Origin of the sequence: Pseudomonas sp. VA159-2, assembly GCF_024126635.1 — a bacterium.
In the GTDB taxonomy this organism is placed as follows: Bacteria; Pseudomonadota; Gammaproteobacteria; order Pseudomonadales; family Pseudomonadaceae; genus Aquipseudomonas; species Aquipseudomonas muyukensis.
The window spans coordinates 121,074-141,049 of the sequence record NZ_JAMYBV010000007.1; the positions used below are offsets into that span (position 1 = coordinate 121,074).

The window sequence follows — 19,976 nt, forward strand, 5'->3', positions numbered from 1 at the left end:
CGCGATGCTTACGGCAGGGCGTAGGCCATCACATAATCGCCACGGTCGCTCGACTGACGCGCGCCGCCGGCGCTGATCACCACGTACTGCTTGCCGGTTTTCGGCGACACGTAGGTCATCGGCCCGCCCTGGCTGCCCACCGGCAGGCGGGCCTTCCAGATCTCATTGCCGTTGCTGCTGTCGTAGGCGCGCAGGTAGAAGTCCTGGGTGCCGGCGATGAACACCAGGCCGCCCTGGGTCGACAGGGTGCCGCCGAGGGTCGGCAGGCCGATCTTGATCGGCAGGTGCATGCGGATGCCGAGCGGGCCGGTGTCCTCGACGGTGCCCACCGGCACCTGCCAGGCAATCTGCCGGGTGTGCATGTCGATGGCGGTCAGGGTGCCGTAGGGCGGTGCCTGGCAGGGGATGCCGGCCACCGACAGGAAGCGGTTCTTGTTCACCGCGTACGGCGTGCCCTTGAGCGGCACGGCGCCCATGCCGGTATTCAGCGCCTCACCACCGGAGGCGGCGTCGCCCTGGTTCTGCGACGGCACCATCTGGATCCACAGGCCCAGGCGCATGTCGTTGACGAAGATGAAACCGTGCACCGGGTCGGTGGACAGGCTGCCCCAGTTCATGCCGCCCAGCGAGCCAGGGAAGCTCAGCGACAGGTCGGTGCCGGGCGCGGTATACAGGCCGTCGTAGCGCATCTTCTTGAAGTCGATGCGGCACAGCAGCTGGTCGTAAGGGGTCGCGCCCCACATGTCCGCCTCGGTCAGGGTCTGCGCGCCGATCTGCGGCATGCCCACCGATTTCGGCTGGGTCGGGGAATAGGGCTCATGGGGAATGTTGCTCGGCTTGACCGGCACTTCGTCGACCTGGGTCAGCGGCTTGCCGGTGGCACGGTCGAGCACGTAGAGCTGCCCGGCCTTGGTGCCGATCACCACGGCAGGCACGGTCTTGCCGTCATCGCCGGTGAAGTCGATCAGGCTCGGCTGCATCGGCAGGTCGAAGTCCCAGAGGTCGTTGTGCACGGTCTGGTACACCCATTTCTGGTTGCCGGTGGTGGCGTCCAGGGCCAGCACCGAGGCGCCGTAGGTGTGGTCCAGGGCGTTGCGTTCGACACCATAGATATCGGTGGACGAGGAGCCCATCGGCAGGAACAGGGTGTTCATCGCCGGGTCGTAGGACATCGGCGCCCAGCTGTTCGGCGTGCTGCGTACATAGGTGGCGTCGCCCTGCGGGGCGTTGCGCTGTTGCGGGTTGCCCGGGTCGAAGGCCCAGCGCATGGCCCCACTGATCACGTCGAAGCCACGGATCACGCCACCGGGCATGTCGGTCTGGACGTTGTCGGCGACGCGCCCGCCGACCACCACGGTGGTGCCGGCCATCAGCGGCGCGGACGACAACTGGTAGTACGAGTCCGGCACATTGCCCAGGCCGGCCTTGAGGTCGACCTGGCCGTTGTGGCCGAAGCCCTGGCAGAACGCGCCGGTGTCGGCGTCGACGGCGATCAGGCGGCCGTCGATGGTGTTGGTCAGCAGGCGTCGCTGGCAGTTGGCGCCGGGCGCCACGTGGGCCACGGTGACTGGCGAGCTGCCCGGCCGGGTCGGTTGCGCCAGGGGGGCACTGGCGTCGAAGTAGGCCATGCCGCGGCAGCGCTGCCAGACCTTGGACTGGGCGTTGATCGGATTTTTCCAGAGCTCGCGGCCGCTGTCGGCGTCCAGGGCGATCAGGTTGTTGTGCGGGGTGCAGATGAACACCTTGTCGCCGACCTGCAAGGGGGTCAGCTGGTCCTCGGCGCCGTTGCCGTCGCTGATGGCCACGTCACCGGTGTGGTAGGTCCAGGCCACCTGGAGCTTGTCGACGTTGCCACGGTTGATCTGGTCCAGCGCGGCGAAGCGGCTGCCACCTTCGCTGTTGCCGTAGTGGGCCCAGTTCTGCTGCGCCTTGCCCGGCGCTACCGGGGTCAGGCCCGGGCCCTTGCCGTTGGCGGCGACGCTGGGGTGGGCGACGAACATGTTGCCGGCGGCGATGGCCAGCCCCACGGCCAGCACGCCGGCCACGGCATAGGCAGCGCGCGCCTGGCGCCGCACCAGCTGTGGGTAGGCCAGCGCGACCACCAGGCCGATCGCGGTGAACATGAACAGGCGCGAGAACAGCGGCCAGAACACCAGGCCCGTGTCGGCCAGCGCCCAGGCCAGGGTGCCGAGCAGGAACAGGGCGTACAGCCAGGCCCCAGCCGGCTTGCGCCGGGCGATGAGGATGCCGGCGATGGCCATGGCCAGGCCGCCGACCAGGAAGTACCAGGAGCCGCCCAGGCCGGCCAGCGTGACACCGCCAGCAGCCAGGAGCAGGCCGAGCAGGGCGATGACCACGCCAAGGCCGACCAGGATGAATGTGGAGCCGCCAGGGGCGCGGGGGGTGTGTTTCATGCCGGGGATCTCGCAGGTGGAATGCGCGGCAGTGTAAGCCCTTAGCAAGCTAATTAACAAGTTAGTACATTTTCGAGATTCCATCCGCTCCCGTGTCTTCTGCTTCGCGCGCAAGGCTGGCAGGTCGCGGCCGGCGAACACCGGCGCAGCCGGTGCCAGCCACTGCGGCGCCTGGTTCGCCAGCAAGGCTGGCTCCTACGGGCGGGCAGGCCGCAGACGGCGTAGGAGCCGGCCTTGCCGGCGAACACCGGCATAGCCGGTGCCATCCACCGCGGCACCTGCTTCGCCAGCACGCTCCTACAGTTGCAAGCCTTCCAGCAAACAGCGCAGCGCTGCTTTCACCCGTTCGGCGGCCTGTTGCGGATCGTCCTGGGCAACCACCCACATCCCGCTGTCGCCCATTGCGCCGTTGATCAAATGGGCCATGGCCACGGCATCGAACGCCCGCAACCGCCCGGCCTGCTGCAGCTCCACCAGGCCCTGGGCCATCGGCCCGATGTAGCTGGCTTCCTCCAGCTCGCGCAGCCGCGGGCCGAGCACAGCCGGGGCGTCTTGCAGCAGGATCCGCCGCAAGGCCGGGTCGTGCAGCAGGTCGTAGTAGTGCAGGCAGGTGTCGATGTAGCCCTCCCACGGGTCGGTATGGCTGTCGTAGCGGGCATCCAGGGCCTGGTTGATCGCGTCCAGCAGGTGCTGGACCACGGCGCTGAACAGCCCGGCCTTGCCGCCGAAATGGTGGTGCAGGGCGCCACGCGTCAGGCCGACCTCGGCGCACAGGTCGTCCATGACCACGGCAGCGAAGCCCTTTTCGGCGAACTGGCGGCGGGCGGCGGCAATCAGCCGTTCGGTGGTGTCGGCGCTCATGGCGGCGCGGCTGCGGCGAGGGGCGGGCATGGGAACTCCAAGGCGAAAGCGATGCAGCGCAAATTAGCATACGTTGCGTATGTCAATAAATGGCATTAGCATACGCAGCGTATGTCAATTGGAGGTTGTGACCGTGACTGCCCGTGTTTCAACGACCCCGGTGGCCTGGCTGGGCGAACTGCCCGGCCTGCTGCGCCTGGCCTTGCCCCTGGTGCTGGGCTTGTCGGCCGCCGAGCTGATCAGCCTGACCGACACCGTGCTGCTGGCATCGCTGGGCACCGTGGTACTGGCCTGTGTCGCCCTGACCAGCAGCGCCGGGCTGATTTTCCACGCAGGCTTGTACGGCATGCTCGCGACCCTGAGCGTGCGCGTCGGCCATGCCCATGGCGCCGATGACCCGGCTGATGTGGCGCGCACCTTGCGTGGCGGGCTTGGCTACGGCCTGCTGGTCGGCAGCCTCGGCTGCCTGGCGATGCTCGCCAGCTTGCCGCTGCTGCAATGGCTGGGCGTGCCGCTGCCTGATGTGGCGCTGTTGACGCCGTACTGGCAGGCCATGGCGGTGTTCCTGATCCCCTATTGCCTGGCGGTGGTGTTCAAGGACGTGCTGGAGGCCATTGGCCGGCCGTGGGTGGCTGTGCTGCTGGTGATGAGCGCGGTGCTGTTCAATATCCCGCTGAGCTATGGCCTGATCCATGGCCATTTCGGCCTGCCGGCCCTGGGCCTGGTCGGGGCGGGGATCGCCGGGGTGATCGCCGAGTCGTTGGCGGTCGCCTTGGCCCTGGCCTACTGGCGCCTGGCGCCCTCGCTGGCGCGCTACCGCCTGGCGCCCCTGGGGCCGCCCCTGGGCTGGAAGACCTTGCTCGGCGAGGGCTGGCCATTGGGCCTGGGCTACCTGGCCGAGGCCGGCGCGGTGGTGATCGCCGCCTGGATGCTCGGCTGGCTGGGCAACGCGGCCCTGGCGGCCAACCAGGTGGTGCAGTCGATCGGCGCGCTGCTGTACATGCTGCCGCTGGGCATGGCGGCGGCGGTGAGCATCCGCATCAGCCAGGCCCAGGGCCGTGGCCAGACCACGCGCATCCGCGCCATCGGCAGCGCCACCTTCATCAGCGTCACGGCCTGGATGCTGCTGGCCACGGTGCTGCTGGCGCTGTTTGGCCGGCGCATCGCCGAGGCCATGAGCGACGACCCGCAGGTGATTGCCATCGCCGTGCCGATGTTCGTGGTGGTCGCCGCCATGCAAGTGGCCGACGGCTTGCAGTCCACCGCGCTGGGGGCCCTGCGCGGCTTGCAGGATTACCGCTGGCCGGTGGGGGTGACGCTGGTCAGCTACTGGTTGCTGGCACTGCCGCTGAGCTACTGGCTGGCGTTCCATTCGGCGCTGGGCGCGGTAGGGGTGTGGGTCGGCTTTGCCAGCGGCCTGACGGTGGCGGCGCTGCTGCTGCCCTGGCGCTTCTACCAGCTGCAGCGGCCGGCGCCGCGCGGCGCTGCGGTTCAGGCGCGATAGAACACCTCCAGCCACACCGTCGCCACGCCGGGTTCGGTCCAGGCCACCCGGTGGCGACAGTGGGCGGGGATGTCCAGGTGATCGCCAGCGCGCAGCACGCGAGGCTGGTTTTCATGCGCCAGCTGCAGCCCGGCGCTGCCGCTGAGCAGGACCACCCATTCGCCTTCGTCCTGGTCATACCAGAAGCCGGACGGGCTGGCCTGGCCAGTGGAAACGATGCGCTCGATACGCACGCCCGGGCGTTCGAGCAAGGTGCTCAATTGCTCCTCGGCCTGGGCGTCCAGGGGCGGCAGGGCAGTGAACAGGTTGCCAGGCATGAAGACCTCCATGGAGTTGATTGCACGGCAAGATTGTAGGAAGGTTCCCGGCTTTGCCCCAGGGAAAGTGCAATGGACAAGCTGCTGGCGATCAAGGCGTTCATGGCTACCGTCGAGGCCCGGGGGTTTTCCGCCGCCGCGCGCAAGCTCGGCGTGGCGACCTCGTCGGTGTCGCGGTTGGTCGACGCCCTGGAGCAGGACCTGGGCGCCAGCCTGTTCAATCGCTCGACCCGCCAGGTGAGCCTGACCGAAGCCGGTGCCGGTTACTACCAGCGTGCGCGGGATATCGTCGAGGCCCTGGCCGATGCCGATGCCAGCGTCGCCGATCGTGGCGAGGCGCCGGTGGGGGTGCTGCGCCTGTGCCTGCCGGTGGAGTTCGGGCGGCGGGTGATCGCCCCCCACCTGGGCGCGTTTCTGGCGCGCCACCCGGGGCTGGAGCTGGACATCGACCTCAGCGATCGGTTCGACGACCTGCTCGATGGCCGCTACGACCTGACCATCCGCCTCGGCGAGCCTGCCCCCAGCGACGAACTGGTGTGCCGCCGGCTGGGGCAGTTCCAGCGTTGGCTGGTGGCCAGCCCGGCTTACCTGGCGGCACGGGCGCCCTTGCAGCAGCCGCAACAACTGGCCGATTGCGCCTGCCTGCGCTTTCGCTACGGCCAGGCCGCCCGGCCCTGGCGGCTGCGTCAGGGGCAGCAGACCCTGGAGCTGAATGTCGCCGGGCCCCTGCGCAGCGCCAACGCCGACCTGTTGCGCGAGGCCGCCATTGCCGGCAGCGGCGTCGCGCTGCTGGCCGACTGGCTGGTGCGCGGCGATGTCGAGGCCGGGCGCCTGCACCGCCTGTTCGCCGACTGGGAGGTCAGCCCCGGTATCGCCAGCACCGGGATCAATGCCTTGTACCTGCCCAACCACCGCGGTTCGCGGCGGGTGATGGCGTTCGTGGCGTTCTGCGAGGCACTGCTGGCAGGCTGAACCGTTGCGCGCTGCGCAAAAGCCCGTTGCGCAGGCGGTGGATTCTCGTCCGCAGGCGGGCACGGCACCATGCGCGCACTTTCTGTCATTCGCGAGGCATTGCCCCATGCATCCTTCCCTGACTGTCGCCCAACCCGCGGCCCCTGGCCTGAGCCGGGCCCTGGTGACCCTGCTGGCGTTCTGCTGCGGCGCCATCGTCGCCAATATCTATTACGCGCAACCCATCGTCGGGCTGATCGCCCCGGACCTGGGCCTGTCCGGCGAGCGTGCCAGCCTGATCGTGTCCCTGACCCAGCTGGGTTATGCCCTGGGCCTGTTGCTGCTGGTGCCGTTGGCCGACTTGCTGGAAAACCGCCGGTTGATGGTCGCCACCGCGCTACTGGCCACCCTCAGTCTCTTGTTGGCCGGCACCCGTGGCCACGGCCAGGGGGCCGCGTTCCTGGCCTATGCCGGGTTGATCGGTTTCAGCTCGGTGTCGGTGCAGATGCTGATTCCCCTGGCGGCGCACCTGGCCCCCGAGCAGCAGCGCGGGCGGGTGGTGGGCAACATCATGGGCGGTTTGCTGCTGGGTATCCTGCTGGCGCGTCCGCTGTCGAGCCTGGTGGCCGATCACTTCGGCTGGCGCGTGGTGTTCATCGGCGCCGCCGGGGTGATGCTGGCGATCATCCTGTTGCTGGCGCTGACCCTGCCGCGCCGTGTGCCTGAGCACAAGGCCAGCTATGCCGGGCTGATGCGCTCGCTGCTGGTGCTGCTGCGCCGCTATCCGCTGCTGCGCCAGCGGGCGTTGTACCAGGCGCTGATGTTCGCCGCCTTCAGCCTGTACTGGACCGCAGTGCCCTTGGCGCTGGCGCAGGAACATGGCCTGAGCCAGAGCCAGATTGCCCTGTTCGCCCTGGTCGGGGCGGTGGGCGCGGTGGCGGCGCCGCTGGCCGGGCGCCTGGCCGATGCCGGGCATGGGCGGCGGGCGTCGTTGCTGGCGATGGGCTTGGCGCCGCTGGCGCTGGTGCTCGGTGTCAGCGCGCCGGGCATGAGCGTGATTGGCCTGGGGGTGACCGGGGTGCTGCTGGATTTCGCGGTGCAGATGAACATGGTGATCGGCCAGCGCGAGGTCTATGCCTTGGACCCGGCCAGCCGCGGGCGGCTCAATGCGCTGTACATGACCAGCATCTTCCTCGGCGGGGCCGTGGGCTCGGCGCTGGCCAGCGGGGTGTACGCGCAGTTCGGCTGGGGCGGCGTGGCGCTGCTGGGGGCGGGGCTGCCGGCCGTGGCGCTGGCGGTGTTCCTGCTGGTCGCGGATGGGCGAGGCCGTTGAGCGACCGGGCCCTGCGCGAGCGGGCCGGTCACGTTTGGCTAACGCCCCAGTGGCAAGGCCACGCCGATTACCGCGAACAATCCCCCGCAACAACGGTTGAAGCCCCGGCCACCCTTGGCCAGCCACGGGCGAATGCGAAACGCCAGGCGCGCCAGCAGGTATTCGACCAGGCACTCGACGCTGGCGAAGGTCGCCGCCATCACCACGAACTGCAGCAGCAAGCCACGCTGCGGGTCTATGAACTGAGGCAGGAAGGCGCCGTAGAACAACAGCACCTTGGGGTTGGCCATGGCCGACAGGCAGCCCTGGCGGAACAGCCCGGCATTGCTCAGCCGGGCGCTGCCCTGGGGCTGCTCCAGGTGCAGCGCCGGGCTGCGCCACAACTGGATGCCCAGCCACAGCAGATAGGCCCCGCCCAGCCACTTGAGCACGCTCAGCAGCGAGGCCGAGGCTTGCAGCAGGGCGCTCAGGCCGAACAGGGTCAGGGCGATCAGGGCGCTGAAACCGAACACCCCGCCAACAATGGTGAACAGCGTTCGCCGGGCACCGTATAGCGCGCCGTGGGTCAGGGCCAGCAGGCTGTTGGGGCCGGGGGTCAGCGACAGGCCAATGCTGGCCAGCAGGTAGATGAGCCAGGTGTGGAGTGCCATGCTAGGTGCCTTTAACCAATTCAGGGCGCCAGTGTAGGGCACAGTGTTGCAATGGACGGGTATTATCTGGACATTCAACGGTTCTATCTGGACGCCCGATGACACCCGACCTGCGCTTGCTGATCCTGCCCTTGCCGGCGTTCGCGCTGCTGCCCTTTGGCGGTTTTCTCGACAAATTGCGGTTTTCGGCCGATGACGAGGACTACAGCCGCCAGCGCTACTGCAGTTGGCGCATCCTCGGGCTCGATGCCACCCCGGTGGAATCGAGCAGTGGCGCGGTGGTGCAGGTGGAGCTGACCGCGCAACAGCTGGACTGGAGCGACTTCGATTACCTGGTGCTGTTCGGTGGGCGCAATGCCGCGGCCACCGCGGCGCTGGCCCCGCGCTACAAACCCTTGCTGCGCCAGGCGGTGAAGGCGGGGGTGAAGCTGGTGAGCATCGACAACGCGGCGTTCCTGCTGGCCGCCTGCGGTTTGCTGGAGGGCCACAAGGTGGTGCTGCACTGGCGCCACGAGGCGGAGTTTCGCGCGTCGTTCCCGCAGCTACAGGTGCTGACCGAACAGTTGTACTGCTTCGATGGCGCGCGCATCAGCTGCGCCGGCGGCACCGCCGCCATCGACTTGGCGGTGGCCCTGATCGCCCAGGCCAGTGGCCGGGCCCGGGCGCTCAAGGGGCTGGCCGACATGCTGGTGGACGAGAGCCGCGACAGCCGCCATGCCCTGCGTTCGCTGGAGGCTGGGCCCGAGCAGGCGCGCGCGGTGCAACGGGCGAGCGCGCTGATGCGCCATCACCTGGCGGCGCCAGTGACCATCGAGGCCTTGGCCGCCGAGCTGGGTATCAGTCGGCGCCAGCTCGACCGCCAGTTCCAGGCCAGTCATGGCATGAGCGCCAAGGCCTGGTGGCTGGAGATGCGCTTGCAGCAGGCGCGCTGGCGGCTGCTCAACTCCAGCCACAGCCTGGCGCAGATCGCCGATGAAGTGGGCATGGGCGACGCCAGTTACCTGGGCAAGTGGGTGCGGCGGCGCTTTGGCTGCACGGCGCAGGCGTTGCGCAGGTCGTGAGATCGGGGCGGTGCGCCTCCATGGCCATGCTGCCACAGGGGGTGTGCATGGCAGGCGGATCTTTTGTGCCCTACTGCGGCGTACCGAACAACCCCGTCCAGTAGATGCCGGCATCGCTCTTCGGGTCCACGGCATAGGCCGCGCCCAGTTCACGGAAGTCCGGGTTCATCAGGGTGGCGCAATGCCCAGGGCTGGCCAGCCAGCCATCGACCACCTTGCGCGCGGTGTCGCGCCCGGCGGCGATGTTCTCGCCGATCTGCCGGTACAGGTAGCCGGCCAGCTCCGCGCGGTCGCCCGGGGTGCGGCCCTCGCGGTCGATATGGTCGAAGAAGTTCTGGTTGGCCATGTTGCGCGTGTGGGTGGCGGCGACCCCGGCCAGGGGCGTGCTCCAGGTCAGGGCGGGGGCGGCCGGGTAGGGCTGGCCGCCGCACTGGCGCGGCAGGTTGCGCGCGGCGTTGACTTCCTGCAGCAGCTTCTGGCCTTCGGCCTGCCAGTCGCCCAGGCGGCCGCTGAGCAGTGGCCGGGCCAGGACGATGCGCCAGTCGCGGCCTTCCTGGCTGACGCCGATATCGACGAACTGCGGGTCGAGCACCACCTGGCAGAAGCTTTCCTCGACGGCCTTCATCGCCGCCTTGGCGTCGCGCGGGCCGGACAGGCTGATGGCTTGCACGTTGACCATGGGGTAGGCGGCGCGGGTCATGGCCTGCTGCAGGTCGCGGGTGCCTTCCGGCGACAGCGCCAGGCGCGTGTCGCTGTTGAGCGGCGGCAGTTCCAGCGAGGCTTCGCCAGCGCAGCGCTGGGCCTGGCTGCGGTAACGGTTGATCGTATCGATCAGTTGCGCTTCTTCGCCGGTGAAGGCCTGGGCGCCGCTGCTGGCGAGCAGGCCCAGCGTCAGGCCGAAGAGGCAGGCAACGGATGGGACGCGCATGTGGATCTCCCTGTAACTGGCAGCGTCGGGTCTGCGCTGCTCATCCTACACAAGCGCGCGGTGTTTGGCCCGGCGTTGTGCGATGCGTGAAAACGCCCGGCAATCGATTGCGAGCGGCAAAAGAGGGAGTAGACCGTGGGTAATCGGGAAAGTGCGATTTGCCATGGCTCAATGGGCCAACGCCGGGTTCGGCCGGTAGAACAGCAAGTGCCGGGTTTCGGCGCTCTTGCGGTAGGCCTTGGATCAAGGCTTTTCGTACAGCGCCTAGCCAAACGGCGTCAACCCAGCGCCAGGCTCAGCACCAACGGCAGGGTCGCGGCGCCAAGCACGGTCTGCAAAGCGATGATGGTCGCCATCAGCGGCGCGTTGCCGCCCATCTGCCGGGCCATCACATAGGACGACGAGGCGGTGGGCAGCGCCTGGAACAGCACCGCCACCACCGCCGCCTGGCCGTCCAGGCCGAGCAGGCGGCACAGGCCCCAGGTGGTCAGCGGCATGACCAGGAACTTGAACAGCGAGGCCGCCAGCAGTGGCTTGACCTGTTGCCCCAGGCGCGCGCCACCCAGGGCTGCGCCGACACACAGCAAGCCCAGCGGCAAGGCGGCCTGGCCCAAGGCCTTGACCGTCGGCTCCAGCCCCGCCGGTAGCCCCAGGCCGCTCACCCGCAGCAGCAGGCCGCCGGCGCAGCCGACGATCAGCGGATTGGCGAAGATTGCCCTGAGCACCGTGGCCGGCGAGCTGTGGCGGGCGCTGAAACGGGCGAACACCAACACGCAGAGCAGGTTCACCAAGGGCACGATGGCGGCGTTGGCCACCGCCGCCAGGGCGATCCCGGCGCTGCCGTAGAGGCCGGCGGCAAGGGTGGCGCCGATATAGTTGTTGAAGCGCACGCCGCCCTGGAACACCGAGGTGAAGTCGGCCCCGTCGTGGCTGGCCGCGCCCTGGTAGAGCAGCAGCAACAGCGCGCCGAGCAGGGTCGAGAGCATCAGCACGCCGACCATGCCCAGCACCGGCACGCCGTCGAGGTTGGCGCTGGCCAGGCCATGCAGGAACAGTGACGGCAGCAGCACGTAGTAGCTCAGGCGCTCGGCGCCGGGCCAGAAGCTCTCGGCGACAAAGCCGCGGACCCGCAGCCAGGTGCCCAGGGCGATGAGCAGGATGATCGGGACCAGGGTGGTCAGCAGCAGGTGGAGCATGGCGGGCAGTCCGTGAACGGGTACCGGCACAGGGTAGCGGAGGGCAGTGCGCAGAAAAAACGGTGTTTTCTGCAGTGACTGTTGAGAAAAACTGCATTGTTGCTAGGGCCGCGTTGCGCCCCTAGGCCTCCAGCGCTGTTTTCAGCACCGCGCTCAAGTGCCTGCGCTGGCTCTTCTCGTGCTCGAGCAGCACCATGCGCCGGGTCAGTTGCGGTTCGCCGAAGGGCAGCACGCTGGCCGCCGGCAGGCGGGCCAGGTCGTCGTCGCTCATGGGGATGATCGCCACCCCCAGGCCCATGGCGGCCATGCGCGCCAGGGCTTCCTGGCTGTCCAGTTCCATTTGCTCGCTGACTTGCAGGCGCTGGCGGCGCAGCTCCTGCTCGATCTGCCGACCGGCCCAGGCGCGCTTGTCGAAGCGCAGGAACGGCTGGCTGGCGAGCAATGCGGGCAGGCTCTGCCCAGCCAGCTCGGCGCTGGCGATGGCCCAGAAGCGGTCTTCGAACAAGGGCACGTAGTGCAGGCTCTGCGGATAGGGGCTGACCGGCTCGGTGGTGATGGCTGCGTCCAGCTCGCCATCTTCGACCCGCCGCGCCAGCTCCGCCGACATGCCGGAGACCACGCTGACATGCAATTGCGGGTGGTGCGCCTTGATCCACACCAGCGCTCGCGGCAGGCGCCGGGCCAGCACCGTGTGGATGGCGCCGATACGCAGCCGGCCGCGCAGCGCCGGGCCGCTGGCCAGGGTGTCGGCCAGTTCGTCGTAGGCGGCGAGAATCCCCTCGGCGCGAGCCACGGCCAGTTGGCCGGCCTCGGTGAGCACCACTTGCCGACGGCTGCGGTCGAACAAGGCCACCTGCAGTTCGTCCTCCAGGGTCTTGATGTGCAGGCTCACGGCCGACGGGGTCAGGCTCAGCAGGTCGGCGGCACGGGCGAAGGTGCCGTGGCGGGCGATGGTGACCAGGGTGCGCAGGGCTTTGAGGGACACGCGAGGCAAGCTCCGGTGGCGGGCATGGTGGACACGATACGCGAATACCTGGTTCAGCGCCTGGGCTGCCCGTAGGCCTGGCTGATGCGGTCGATGACCATGGCCAGGGCGACGATCGCCAGGCCCGCCTCGACGCCCTGGCCGACATTGAGGGTCTGGATCCCGGCCAGCACGTCTTCACCCAGCCCGCGGGCACCGATCATCGAGGCCACCACCACCATCGACAGGGCCATCATCACCGACTGGTTAAGCCCGGCCATGATGCTTGGCAGCGCCAGGGGCAGGGCGATGCGCCGTAGCCGCTGCCAGCGCCCGGCGCCCAGGCCATGGGCGGCCTGCAATAGCGACGGGTCGATCTGCGCCAGGCCCAGTTGGGTCAGGCGCACCAGGGGCGGCAGGGCGTAGATCAAGGTGGCGAACACCGCCGGCACCTTGCCCAGGCCGAACAGCATCAGCACCGGGATCAGGTAGACGAAGGCCGGCAGCGTCTGCATCACGTCGAGCACCGGCAGCAGCAGGCGCCGGGCCAGCGGACGGGTGGCCAGGACAATGCCCAACGGTACGCCGAGCAGCACGCACAGTCCGGTGCTCACCAGTACCAGGGCCAGGGTCTGCAACAGTTTGTCCCACAGCCCGAGCACGCCGATCAGCATCAGCAAGCCGGTCAGCCCCAGGGCCCTGGCCAGGCTGCGGCTGGCATGCCAGGCCAGCAGGCCGACCAGCAGCAACAGCAGCCACCAGGGCAGGGCGCGCAGCAGGTTCTCCAGCCCCACCAGTAGCTGCAGCAACTGATCGGAGAGGCTGCGCAGGTGATCGCCGTAATGCAGCACCAGCCAATCGACCAGCTGGTTGACCGAGGATGCGAACGAAAACTGCAGGGCTTCGGGAAAGCCGCCGCTCACAGGCCGGCCTCGACCTGGGCGGCGTTCTCGGCCGGCAGCCAGGCTTTCCACACCTGCGGGTTGTCACGCAGGAAGGCAATCGCAGCGTCGCGTGGCTTCTGCCGGGTTTCGCTCATGCGGGCCAGGGCCTTGTTCAGGGTGGCGATGGGCAGGTCGACCTTCTCGAACGCCGCGACCAGTTGCGGGTAGTTATCGCGAAACGCCTTCGACACGCCGATGGAGAGCTTGGCTGGCAGCGAGCGGCTGCCTTTGGGCCGGGGGTTGGCGGCATCGGTCAGGGTGGCCCAGGCGGCGGCGTCGAACGGCGGTTCTTCAAGGCGTACCAGGTCGTAGCGGCCCATCAGCGGCGTGGGGCTCCAGTAATAGAACAGCACCGGTTGGCCGCGGCGGATGGCCGAGGCGATCTCGGCGTCGAGGGCGGCGCCGGAGCCACTGCGAAAGTTGTTGTACAGCCCGTCCAGGCCATAGGCCTTGAGCTTCTGGCTGTTGACGGTCTCGGAGGTCCAGCCGCTGGGGCTGTTGAGGAAACGGCCCTTGCCGGGGGCTTCGGGGTCCTTGAACACCTCGGGGTAACGCTTGAGGTCATCGACGCTGCGCAGGTCCGGGGCCAGGGGTTTCAGGTTGCGTGCAGGATCACCCTTGATCACGTAGGCCGGTACCCACCAGCCTTCCGCGGCGTTTTTCACCGTGTCGCCCAGGGCGAACACCTGGCCGGCCTGTTCGGCCTTGACCCAGGCGGGACTGCGCCCGGCCCACTCCTCGGCGATCACCTGCAGGTCGTTGCGCGCCAGGGCCACTTCCATGCTGACCGTGCTGCCGGGCAGGGTGTCGGTGCGGTAGCCGTAACCGTGCTCGACGATCAGGCGCAGGATCTCGGTGGTCAGCGCGCCGCTTTCCCAGCCGATGGCGCCGAAATGGATGGGAGCGGGTTGTTCGGTCGCGGCGGCGGTGTCGGTGTTGGCCAGGCCGCAGGCCAGGAGCAGGCCGGCCAGCAAGGTGGGGAACTTCTTCATTGGCGCCTCGTCGGTTGCCGGTCCTTGGGTTGCGCCAGAAGTGTAGACGACGAGGGTGATGGGGCTGCGCAGCAGCCCCCTGCAATTTTGAGGGTGACTCAGCATCTGGGGCCGCTGCGCGCCCCGTTCGCGACGCAAGGCCGCTCCTACAGGGGAACGCGCCAGCCTGGGAAATCGGGGCTGGTAGCAGCCCCGACGGGGGGAATCAAACGCGGAACTGGTCCATCAGGCCCTGCTGCTGATTGGCCAGGCTGTTCAGCGACTGGCTGACCCGCGCCGATTCGTTGGCCTGGCCGCTCAGCGACTCGGTGACATCACGGATGGTGGCGACGTTGCTGTTGATCTCCTCGGCCACTGCACTCTGCTCCTCGGCGGCGCTGGCGATCTGCAGGTTCATGTCGGTGATCACCGTCACCGCCTGGCCGATGCGCTGCAATGCGCTGACGGCCTGGCCGACCTGCTCGACGCCACCTTGGGCCTGGCGATGGCTGCTGTCCATGGCGCCAACCACTTCCTGGGTGCCGGCCTGCAGGGCCTCGATCACCTGGCGGGTCTCTTCCACCGACTCCTGGGTGCGGCGCGCCAGGTTGCGTACTTCGTCGGCGACCACGGCGAAACCGCGTCCGGCTTCGCCAGCACGGGCGGCCTCGATGGCGGCGTTGAGGGCCAGCAGGTTGGTCTGCTCGGCGATCGAGCGGATCACCTCCAGTACCGAGCCGATCTTCTCGCTGTTGTGCGCCAGGCCTTCGACCTGGGCCATGGCACTGCTCATGTCGGCGGCCAGGGTGTCGATGCTGGTGGTGGTGCGGTCGATCACCGCCAGGCCTTCGCGGGTGGCCTGGTCGGCTTCGCGCGCGGCCTGGGCGGCTTGCGCAGCGCTGCGGGCGACGTCCTGGGCGGTGGCGCTCATTTCGTGGGAGGCGGTGGCCACCTGGTCGACCTGGCGGTACTGTTGCTCCATGCCGGCACTGGTCTGGGCGGCGATGGCCGCGGACTGGTCGGCGGTGCCACGGGCGGCCTGCACCGAGCGCTTCACTTCGGCGATGGTCGGTTGCAGCTTGTCGAGGAAACGGTTGAACCAGCCCGCCAGCTCGCCCAGCTCATCGCGCTTGTCGTATTGCAGGCGGCGAGTCAGGTCGCCTTCGCCGCTGGCGATGTCCTTGAGCATGGCGGCCACGCCGAGGATCGGCCGGGTCACGCCACGGGCCATCAGCCAGACCAGCAGCAGGCCGGCGATGGCGGCGGCCAGGCCCAGGCCCAGTTCGAGCAGGGTGCCGCTGGTGTTGAGGGTGTCGAGTTCCTGCTTGAGGGCTTCGGCCGGGCCGGTCAGGGCGTTTTCCGGCACATCCAGCAGCACGCCCCAGGGCTTGCCACCGGGGATCGGCTCGAAGGCGGCCAGCACCTTCAGGCGCTGCTGGTCGTGGAGGATCTGCAGCTTGCCGTCGGCGAGCTTGCGCACCAGTTCGCCGCCCTGGGCCTGGTCGACCTGGTCGAAACGCTTGGCCAGCAGGCCGGCATCGGCGCTGTAGCCGGCCAGCAGGCCGACCGGGCTGAGGATGCCGACCGTGGTGCGGCCTTCGTAGAGGCTGCGGCTGGCGGCCTGGCTCAGGGCCTGCAGGCTGTTGAGGTTGATGTCGATGGACAAGGTGGCGATCACCTTGCCGTTGGCCTTGAGCGGGAACACGATGCTGGTCATCAGCACGCGCTGGCCGTCGATGTCATAGAAGTAGGGCTCGACCACGCATACCGCGCCGGTGCTGCGCGGGCACACCCACCAGGTGTTGGCCGGTTGGCCGCTGGGGCCGATCTCGGTATTGGCCATGTCGTGCTCGGGCAGGGCCATCGAGGTCAGCTGGCCGGCGCGCGGTTGCGACCAGTACAGGGCGAAGCGCCCGGTCTCGTTGCTGCCCAGCTCGCTCTGCCCGGCGAACAACTTGTCCTTGGCATCCAGCGCGCCTGGCTCGAACACCAGCGACAGGCCCAGCAGGTCGGGGTTGGCCTGCAAGGCCGCACGCACCTGGGCGGTCATGTCCTGGCGCAGGTCGTAGGCGTCGAGGAAGCGTTTTTCCGCCTGTTCGCGCAGGAACAGCACCTGGCGGGCAAAGCCGGCGCCGTACTGGTAGGCGTCCATGAACTGGCGGCGGATGTTCAGGGCCTGCACTTCGCCCTGGGACTCGATGCGCGACTGGGCCGCCTCGGTGAGCATCTGCATGCTGCTGGCCTTGACCAGGTCCGAACTGTGGTCCATGCGGTACAGCGAAAGGCCGACGAGCAGGGTGACGATGGCGGCCAGGCACAGGCCCGCCAGCAGGGTGATCTTCCATTGGATGGAGAGTTGTCGCAGCAAAGGCATGGGGAAAATCCCTTGTAATAGGTTTGATGCTGCCGACTGTGTCGGCGCTCGCGCGGCTTTCTTTATTCAAACGTTCAATTTAATTCTCCGACTTTCGTCTATACCCGGTGGTAGTGCGCGGCGCAGAGGCTTTTGACTTATGCCGGCCTGTGCTTCAGAGTGTGCGCCCTTCATAACAACATCCCCTGGTCCGGCCGCTGCCTGCGCGCAGCCTGTCGCCGGAGCGTCCCGCTTTTGTCTGTCGTAACGAGGTTTGCACACCATGAATGCAGTGATTGCCGCGGTTGGGCTCATGCTGGTCCTGAGCCTGTCCCGCGTGCATGTGGTCATCGCGCTGATCATCGGCGCCCTGGCCGGGGGCCTGGTCGGTGGACTGGGTATCGAAGGCACGCTCAAGGCCTTCAACGGCGGCTTGGGGGGCGGTGCCACGGTGGCGCTGTCCTATGCGTTGCTCGGCGCCTTTGCCGTGGCCATCGCCAAGTCGGGCCTGGCCCATGCCCTGGCCGACCGGGCGCTGGCGATGATCGACCGGCAGGGCCACGCCGAAGGCGGCAAGGTCAAGTGGTTGTTGATTGGCTTGATGCTGGTGGTGGCGGTGTCGTCGCAGAACATCCTGCCGATCCACATCGCCTTCATTCCGTTGCTGGTGCCGCCGCTGCTGTACGTGCTGACGCGCCTGCGCATCGACCGCCGGCTGATCGCCTGCGTGATCACCTTCGGCCTGATCACCCCGTACATGTTCCTGCCGGTGGGTTTCGGCAACATCTTCCTCAACGAGATCCTGCTGGCCAACGTGGCCCGCGCCGGGGTCGATGTGAGCGGCGTCAATGTCACCCATGCCATGGCCATCCCCGCCGCCGGCATGCTCGCCGGCCTGTTGCTGGCGGTGTGCTTCAGCTACCGCAAGAAGCGTGACTACGACCTGGCGCGTATCGAGCAGGTCGAGCAAGTGAGCGTGCAATACAACCCGGTGACCCTGCTGGTGGCTGGCGTGGCCATTGCCGCGGCGTTCGTCATCCAGCTGTGGCTGGACTCGATGATCATCGGTGCCATGGTGGGTTTCCTGATCTTCTCGTTGTCGGGCATCGTGCGCTGGAAGGACACCGACGACCTGTTCACCGAAGGCATGAAGATGATGGCGATGATCGGTTTCATCATGATCGCCGCCTCGGGCTTTGCCGAAGTGATGAAGGCCACCGGCGAGGTGAAGTCGCTGGTCGAGGCCTCGGCGCAGTGGATCAACCACAGCAAGGGCGTCGGTGCGCTGCTGATGTTGCTGGTGGGGCTGCTGGTGACCATGGGTATCGGCTCGTCGTTCTCCACCGTGCCGATCCTGGCGGCGATCTTCGTGCCGCTGTGCGTGCAGCTGGGCTTCGACCCGCTGGCCACCGTGTGCATCGTCGGCACCGCCGGTGCCTTGGGCGATGCCGGCTCGCCGGCCTCGGACTCGACCCTTGGACCGACCTCGGGGCTGAACGTGGATGGTCAGCACCACCATATCTGGGACACGGTGGTACCGACGTTCATCCACTACAACCTGCCGTTGCTGGCGTTTGGCTGGCTGGCGGCGATGTCGCTGTAAGGCTTCGCGCCGCGCCTGCAGGCAACCGCGGGTCCCGGTAGGCTGGCGCCTACCGTGTGCTGGATGCCGCGCGGCTGGGCGGTGCCTTGATGTGATTGAGCACGGTGCTGCCATCCTTGCTGCGGGTGAGGTAGACCGGCAGCACCTTGGGCAGGGTGTCGACCAGGCGCTCGACCTCGGCGGTGTTGTAGATACCGCTGATGCGAATATTGCCGGTGCTTTCGTCGGCCAGCCGCAAGGGCTGCTCGAGGTAGCGATTGATCACCGGCAGGGCCTGGGCCAGGCTCAGGTTGTCGAGCACCAGCTTGCCCTTGCGCCAGGCCAGGCTGTTGGCGTAGTCGTCGCTCTGGTTCAGTTCAGGCTCGAAATCGCCCTGGTGGTAGCTGGCCTGCATCCCTGGGCCCAGGCGGTAACCGCCGTTGTGGCCATTGCTGCTGACCAGCACCGAGCCTTCCACCAGGGTGACCTTGACCTGGTCCTGGTACTTCCACACGTTGAACTGGGTCCCGGTGACCCGGGTCTGGCCGTTGCCGGCACGGACGATGAACGGGTGGCTGGCGTCGTGGCTGACCTTGAAGAACGCCTCGCCCTTGACCAGGGTGACGCGGCGTTCGTCCTTGTAATTCAAAAAGCGCAATTCGCTGTTGAGGTTCAGTTCGACCCGGCTGCCATCGCTCAGGCGTACTTGCTGGCGTTGGTTGCCGGCCTCGAAGTGTTGATAGCTGTCCGGCAGCCAGCCCTGTTCCCAGCCGACCCAGCCGGCCAAGGGCAGGGCCAGCAGGGTGACGGCCGCCGCCGTGGCCAGCGGCTGCCAACGGCGCGCACGCGAGCGGGGCGCAAGCGGCGGCTTGAGTTCGACCACCTGGGCGCTGCGCGGCAGCAGGTCGGCGGTTTGCCAGATCTCCAGCATCGCCTGGTATTCCTCGGCGTGCCGTGGGTCGGCCGCCTGCCACTGCGCGAAGGCGCGCTGTTCGGCCGCCGTGCAATCTTCGGCGTGCAGGCGCATGCACCAGTGCGCGGCGGCATCGGTGATGGCATCGTCTTCGCTGGGGATGTGGCGGTCGTGGTTCATTGCGGCTCCCGGTTTTGCGGCATTCTACCCTTGGCGCGGGGTTCCGAGAACGTGTTAATGGCGAATGACTATCAATTGAGCTGAATTTCGTCGTATCTGAGGTTGGGTTGCATCCGTATTCCCTTGCCTGTCGCTGCAAAGCGTTCAGTTTCCCGTCATCCCCTGATGAACCTTTCATGACAAAAGTTCGGTAGCAAAGCGCCATCCCCGTCAAAGCCATGGACACGCAAAGGGCGTCGGGCCACCAGGCCAGGCACAGCGTAGGAGCGGGGCGATGGGATCTATGGAACGCTACACGAAAGTGGGAATGCAGGAGCTCGACCAACGCCTGGCGAAAATCGTCGAGGCCGCGCGCAAGCAGCCGGTATCGGTGTACCGCTACGGCGCGCCCTGGGTCTGGATCGTCTCCCAGGAAGACTGGCAGGGCGCCCTGCGCGAGGTCGCCAGCTGCGTGCCCCCCGGGCACTCGCTGGCGCTGCTCAAGCCGCGTATCGAGGCGCTGCTGGTCGAGCACCAGGGGCCATTGGCGAGGCTCGCCGAGCAACAGGGCATGATCATCGCCCCGCACACCCTGATGCAGGTGTTGCTGTTGCAACTGCTGTATTCGGTGCCCAGCGAAAAGCAGCTCTACGAGCAGCTCACCTACAACCTGCTGTTCCGCTGGTTCGCCGGCCTGGAGCTGAAATCGCGGGTGTGGAACTTCAGCCTGTTCAGCCATGACCTCGGCGTGCTGCTGGCCAGCCCCATGGCCGTGTCGCTGTTGCAGCGCATGGTCGACGAGGTGCTCGGCGCCAGCCTGCAGGCGATGCCCGAGTTCAGCCTCAACCTGGGCCTGCTGCACAGCTGGCTGGCAC

Annotated in this window: 16 protein-coding genes and 1 pseudogene; 6 read left to right on the plus strand and 11 right to left on the minus strand. The window is 67.9% G+C overall.

Features of this window, described 5'->3' with window-relative positions:
- Nucleotides 1-8 precede the first annotated feature (8 nt).
- Together NJG22_RS09215 and NJG22_RS09220 are read right to left on the minus strand one after the other, a co-directional pair.
- Nucleotides 9-2,414: a glucose/quinate/shikimate family membrane-bound PQQ-dependent dehydrogenase gene (locus NJG22_RS09215; RefSeq protein ID WP_253093915.1), complete on the minus strand. Its 2,406-nt coding sequence runs from the start codon at nt 2,412-2,414 to the stop codon at nt 9-11.
- 297 nt (nt 2,415-2,711) lie between these two features.
- Nucleotides 2,712-3,305, minus strand: a complete 594-nt coding sequence (locus tag NJG22_RS09220; protein WP_253093917.1) for a TetR/AcrR family transcriptional regulator — start codon at nt 3,303-3,305, stop codon at nt 2,712-2,714.
- A gap of 103 nt (nt 3,306-3,408) precedes the next feature.
- Here NJG22_RS09220 and NJG22_RS09225 point away from each other — a divergent pair, with 103 nt between their 5' ends.
- Entirely contained in the window at nt 3,409-4,779 is a 1,371-nt protein-coding gene (locus NJG22_RS09225) for an MATE family efflux transporter (protein WP_253093919.1), read from the plus strand.
- Here NJG22_RS09225 and NJG22_RS09230 read toward each other — a convergent pair.
- A complete protein-coding gene (locus NJG22_RS09230) occupies nt 4,767-5,096 on the minus strand; it encodes a cupin (RefSeq protein ID WP_253093921.1) in 330 nt (109 codons plus the stop codon). The genes NJG22_RS09225 and NJG22_RS09230 overlap by 13 nt on opposite strands.
- Before the next feature lie 72 nt (nt 5,097-5,168).
- On the opposite strand from NJG22_RS09230, the gene NJG22_RS09235 reads away from it, so the two are divergent.
- Entirely contained in the window at nt 5,169-6,068 is a 900-nt protein-coding gene (locus NJG22_RS09235) for a LysR family transcriptional regulator (RefSeq protein ID WP_253093923.1), read from the plus strand.
- 106 nt (nt 6,069-6,174) lie between these two features.
- On the plus strand, nt 6,175-7,380 hold the full coding sequence (locus NJG22_RS09240; RefSeq protein ID WP_253093930.1) for an MFS transporter: 1,206 nt from the start codon (nt 6,175-6,177) through the stop codon (nt 7,378-7,380).
- Between the two features lie 38 nt (nt 7,381-7,418).
- Here the strand turns inward: NJG22_RS09240 and NJG22_RS09245 are convergent, their stop codons facing one another.
- Entirely contained in the window at nt 7,419-8,030 is a 612-nt protein-coding gene (locus tag NJG22_RS09245) for a LysE family transporter (RefSeq protein WP_253093932.1), read from the minus strand.
- A gap of 98 nt (nt 8,031-8,128) precedes the next feature.
- On the opposite strand from NJG22_RS09245, the gene NJG22_RS09250 reads away from it, so the two are divergent.
- Entirely contained in the window at nt 8,129-9,091 is a 963-nt protein-coding gene (locus NJG22_RS09250; RefSeq protein WP_253093934.1) for a helix-turn-helix domain-containing protein, read from the plus strand.
- 70 nt (nt 9,092-9,161) lie between these two features.
- On the opposite strand, the gene NJG22_RS09255 is transcribed toward NJG22_RS09250, so the two are convergent.
- The 6 genes from NJG22_RS09255 to NJG22_RS09280 all read right to left on the minus strand — a co-directional run bounded on the left by NJG22_RS09255 (nt 9,162) and on the right by NJG22_RS09280 (nt 16,468).
- Nucleotides 9,162-10,019: a CAP domain-containing protein gene (locus tag NJG22_RS09255; RefSeq protein ID WP_253093936.1), complete on the minus strand. Its 858-nt coding sequence runs from the start codon at nt 10,017-10,019 to the stop codon at nt 9,162-9,164.
- Nucleotides 10,020-10,297: 278 nt separating this feature from the next.
- Nucleotides 10,298-11,215 carry an AEC family transporter gene (locus NJG22_RS09260; RefSeq protein ID WP_253093938.1) on the minus strand — a complete coding sequence of 306 codons (918 nt, stop codon included), beginning with the start codon at nt 11,213-11,215 and terminating at the stop codon, nt 10,298-10,300.
- 121 nt (nt 11,216-11,336) lie between these two features.
- Nucleotides 11,337-12,200: a LysR family transcriptional regulator gene (locus tag NJG22_RS09265; RefSeq protein WP_217848099.1), complete on the minus strand. Its 864-nt coding sequence runs from the start codon at nt 12,198-12,200 to the stop codon at nt 11,337-11,339.
- Nucleotides 12,201-12,253: 53 nt separating this feature from the next.
- The gene (locus tag NJG22_RS09270; protein WP_253093940.1) at nt 12,254-13,102 is read right to left on the minus strand and encodes an ABC transporter permease subunit; all 849 of its coding nucleotides are present in this window, start codon (nt 13,100-13,102) and stop codon (nt 12,254-12,256) included.
- Complete coding sequence (locus NJG22_RS09275; RefSeq protein WP_253093942.1) at nt 13,099-14,115, minus strand: ABC transporter substrate-binding protein; 1,017 nt, start codon at nt 14,113-14,115, stop codon at nt 13,099-13,101. The genes NJG22_RS09270 and NJG22_RS09275 overlap by 4 nt, the downstream gene beginning before the upstream one ends.
- Nucleotides 14,116-14,320: 205 nt before the next feature.
- On the minus strand, nt 14,321-16,468 hold the full coding sequence (locus tag NJG22_RS09280) for a methyl-accepting chemotaxis protein (RefSeq protein ID WP_253093944.1): 2,148 nt from the start codon (nt 16,466-16,468) through the stop codon (nt 14,321-14,323).
- Between the two features lie 262 nt (nt 16,469-16,730).
- On the opposite strand from NJG22_RS09280, the gene NJG22_RS09285 reads away from it, so the two are divergent.
- Complete coding sequence (locus NJG22_RS09285) at nt 16,731-18,050, plus strand: Na+/H+ antiporter family protein (protein ID WP_253093945.1); 1,320 nt, start codon at nt 16,731-16,733, stop codon at nt 18,048-18,050.
- A gap of 49 nt (nt 18,051-18,099) precedes the next feature.
- Here the strand turns inward: NJG22_RS09285 and NJG22_RS09290 are convergent, their stop codons facing one another.
- Entirely contained in the window at nt 18,100-19,122 is a 1,023-nt protein-coding gene (locus NJG22_RS09290; RefSeq protein ID WP_253093946.1) for a FecR family protein, read from the minus strand.
- 556 nt (nt 19,123-19,678) lie between these two features.
- Here NJG22_RS09290 and NJG22_RS09295 point away from each other — a divergent pair.
- Nucleotides 19,679-19,843: pseudogene (locus tag NJG22_RS09295) on the plus strand (transposase); the annotation flags it as partial.
- Nucleotides 19,844-19,976: the final 133 nt, after the last annotated feature.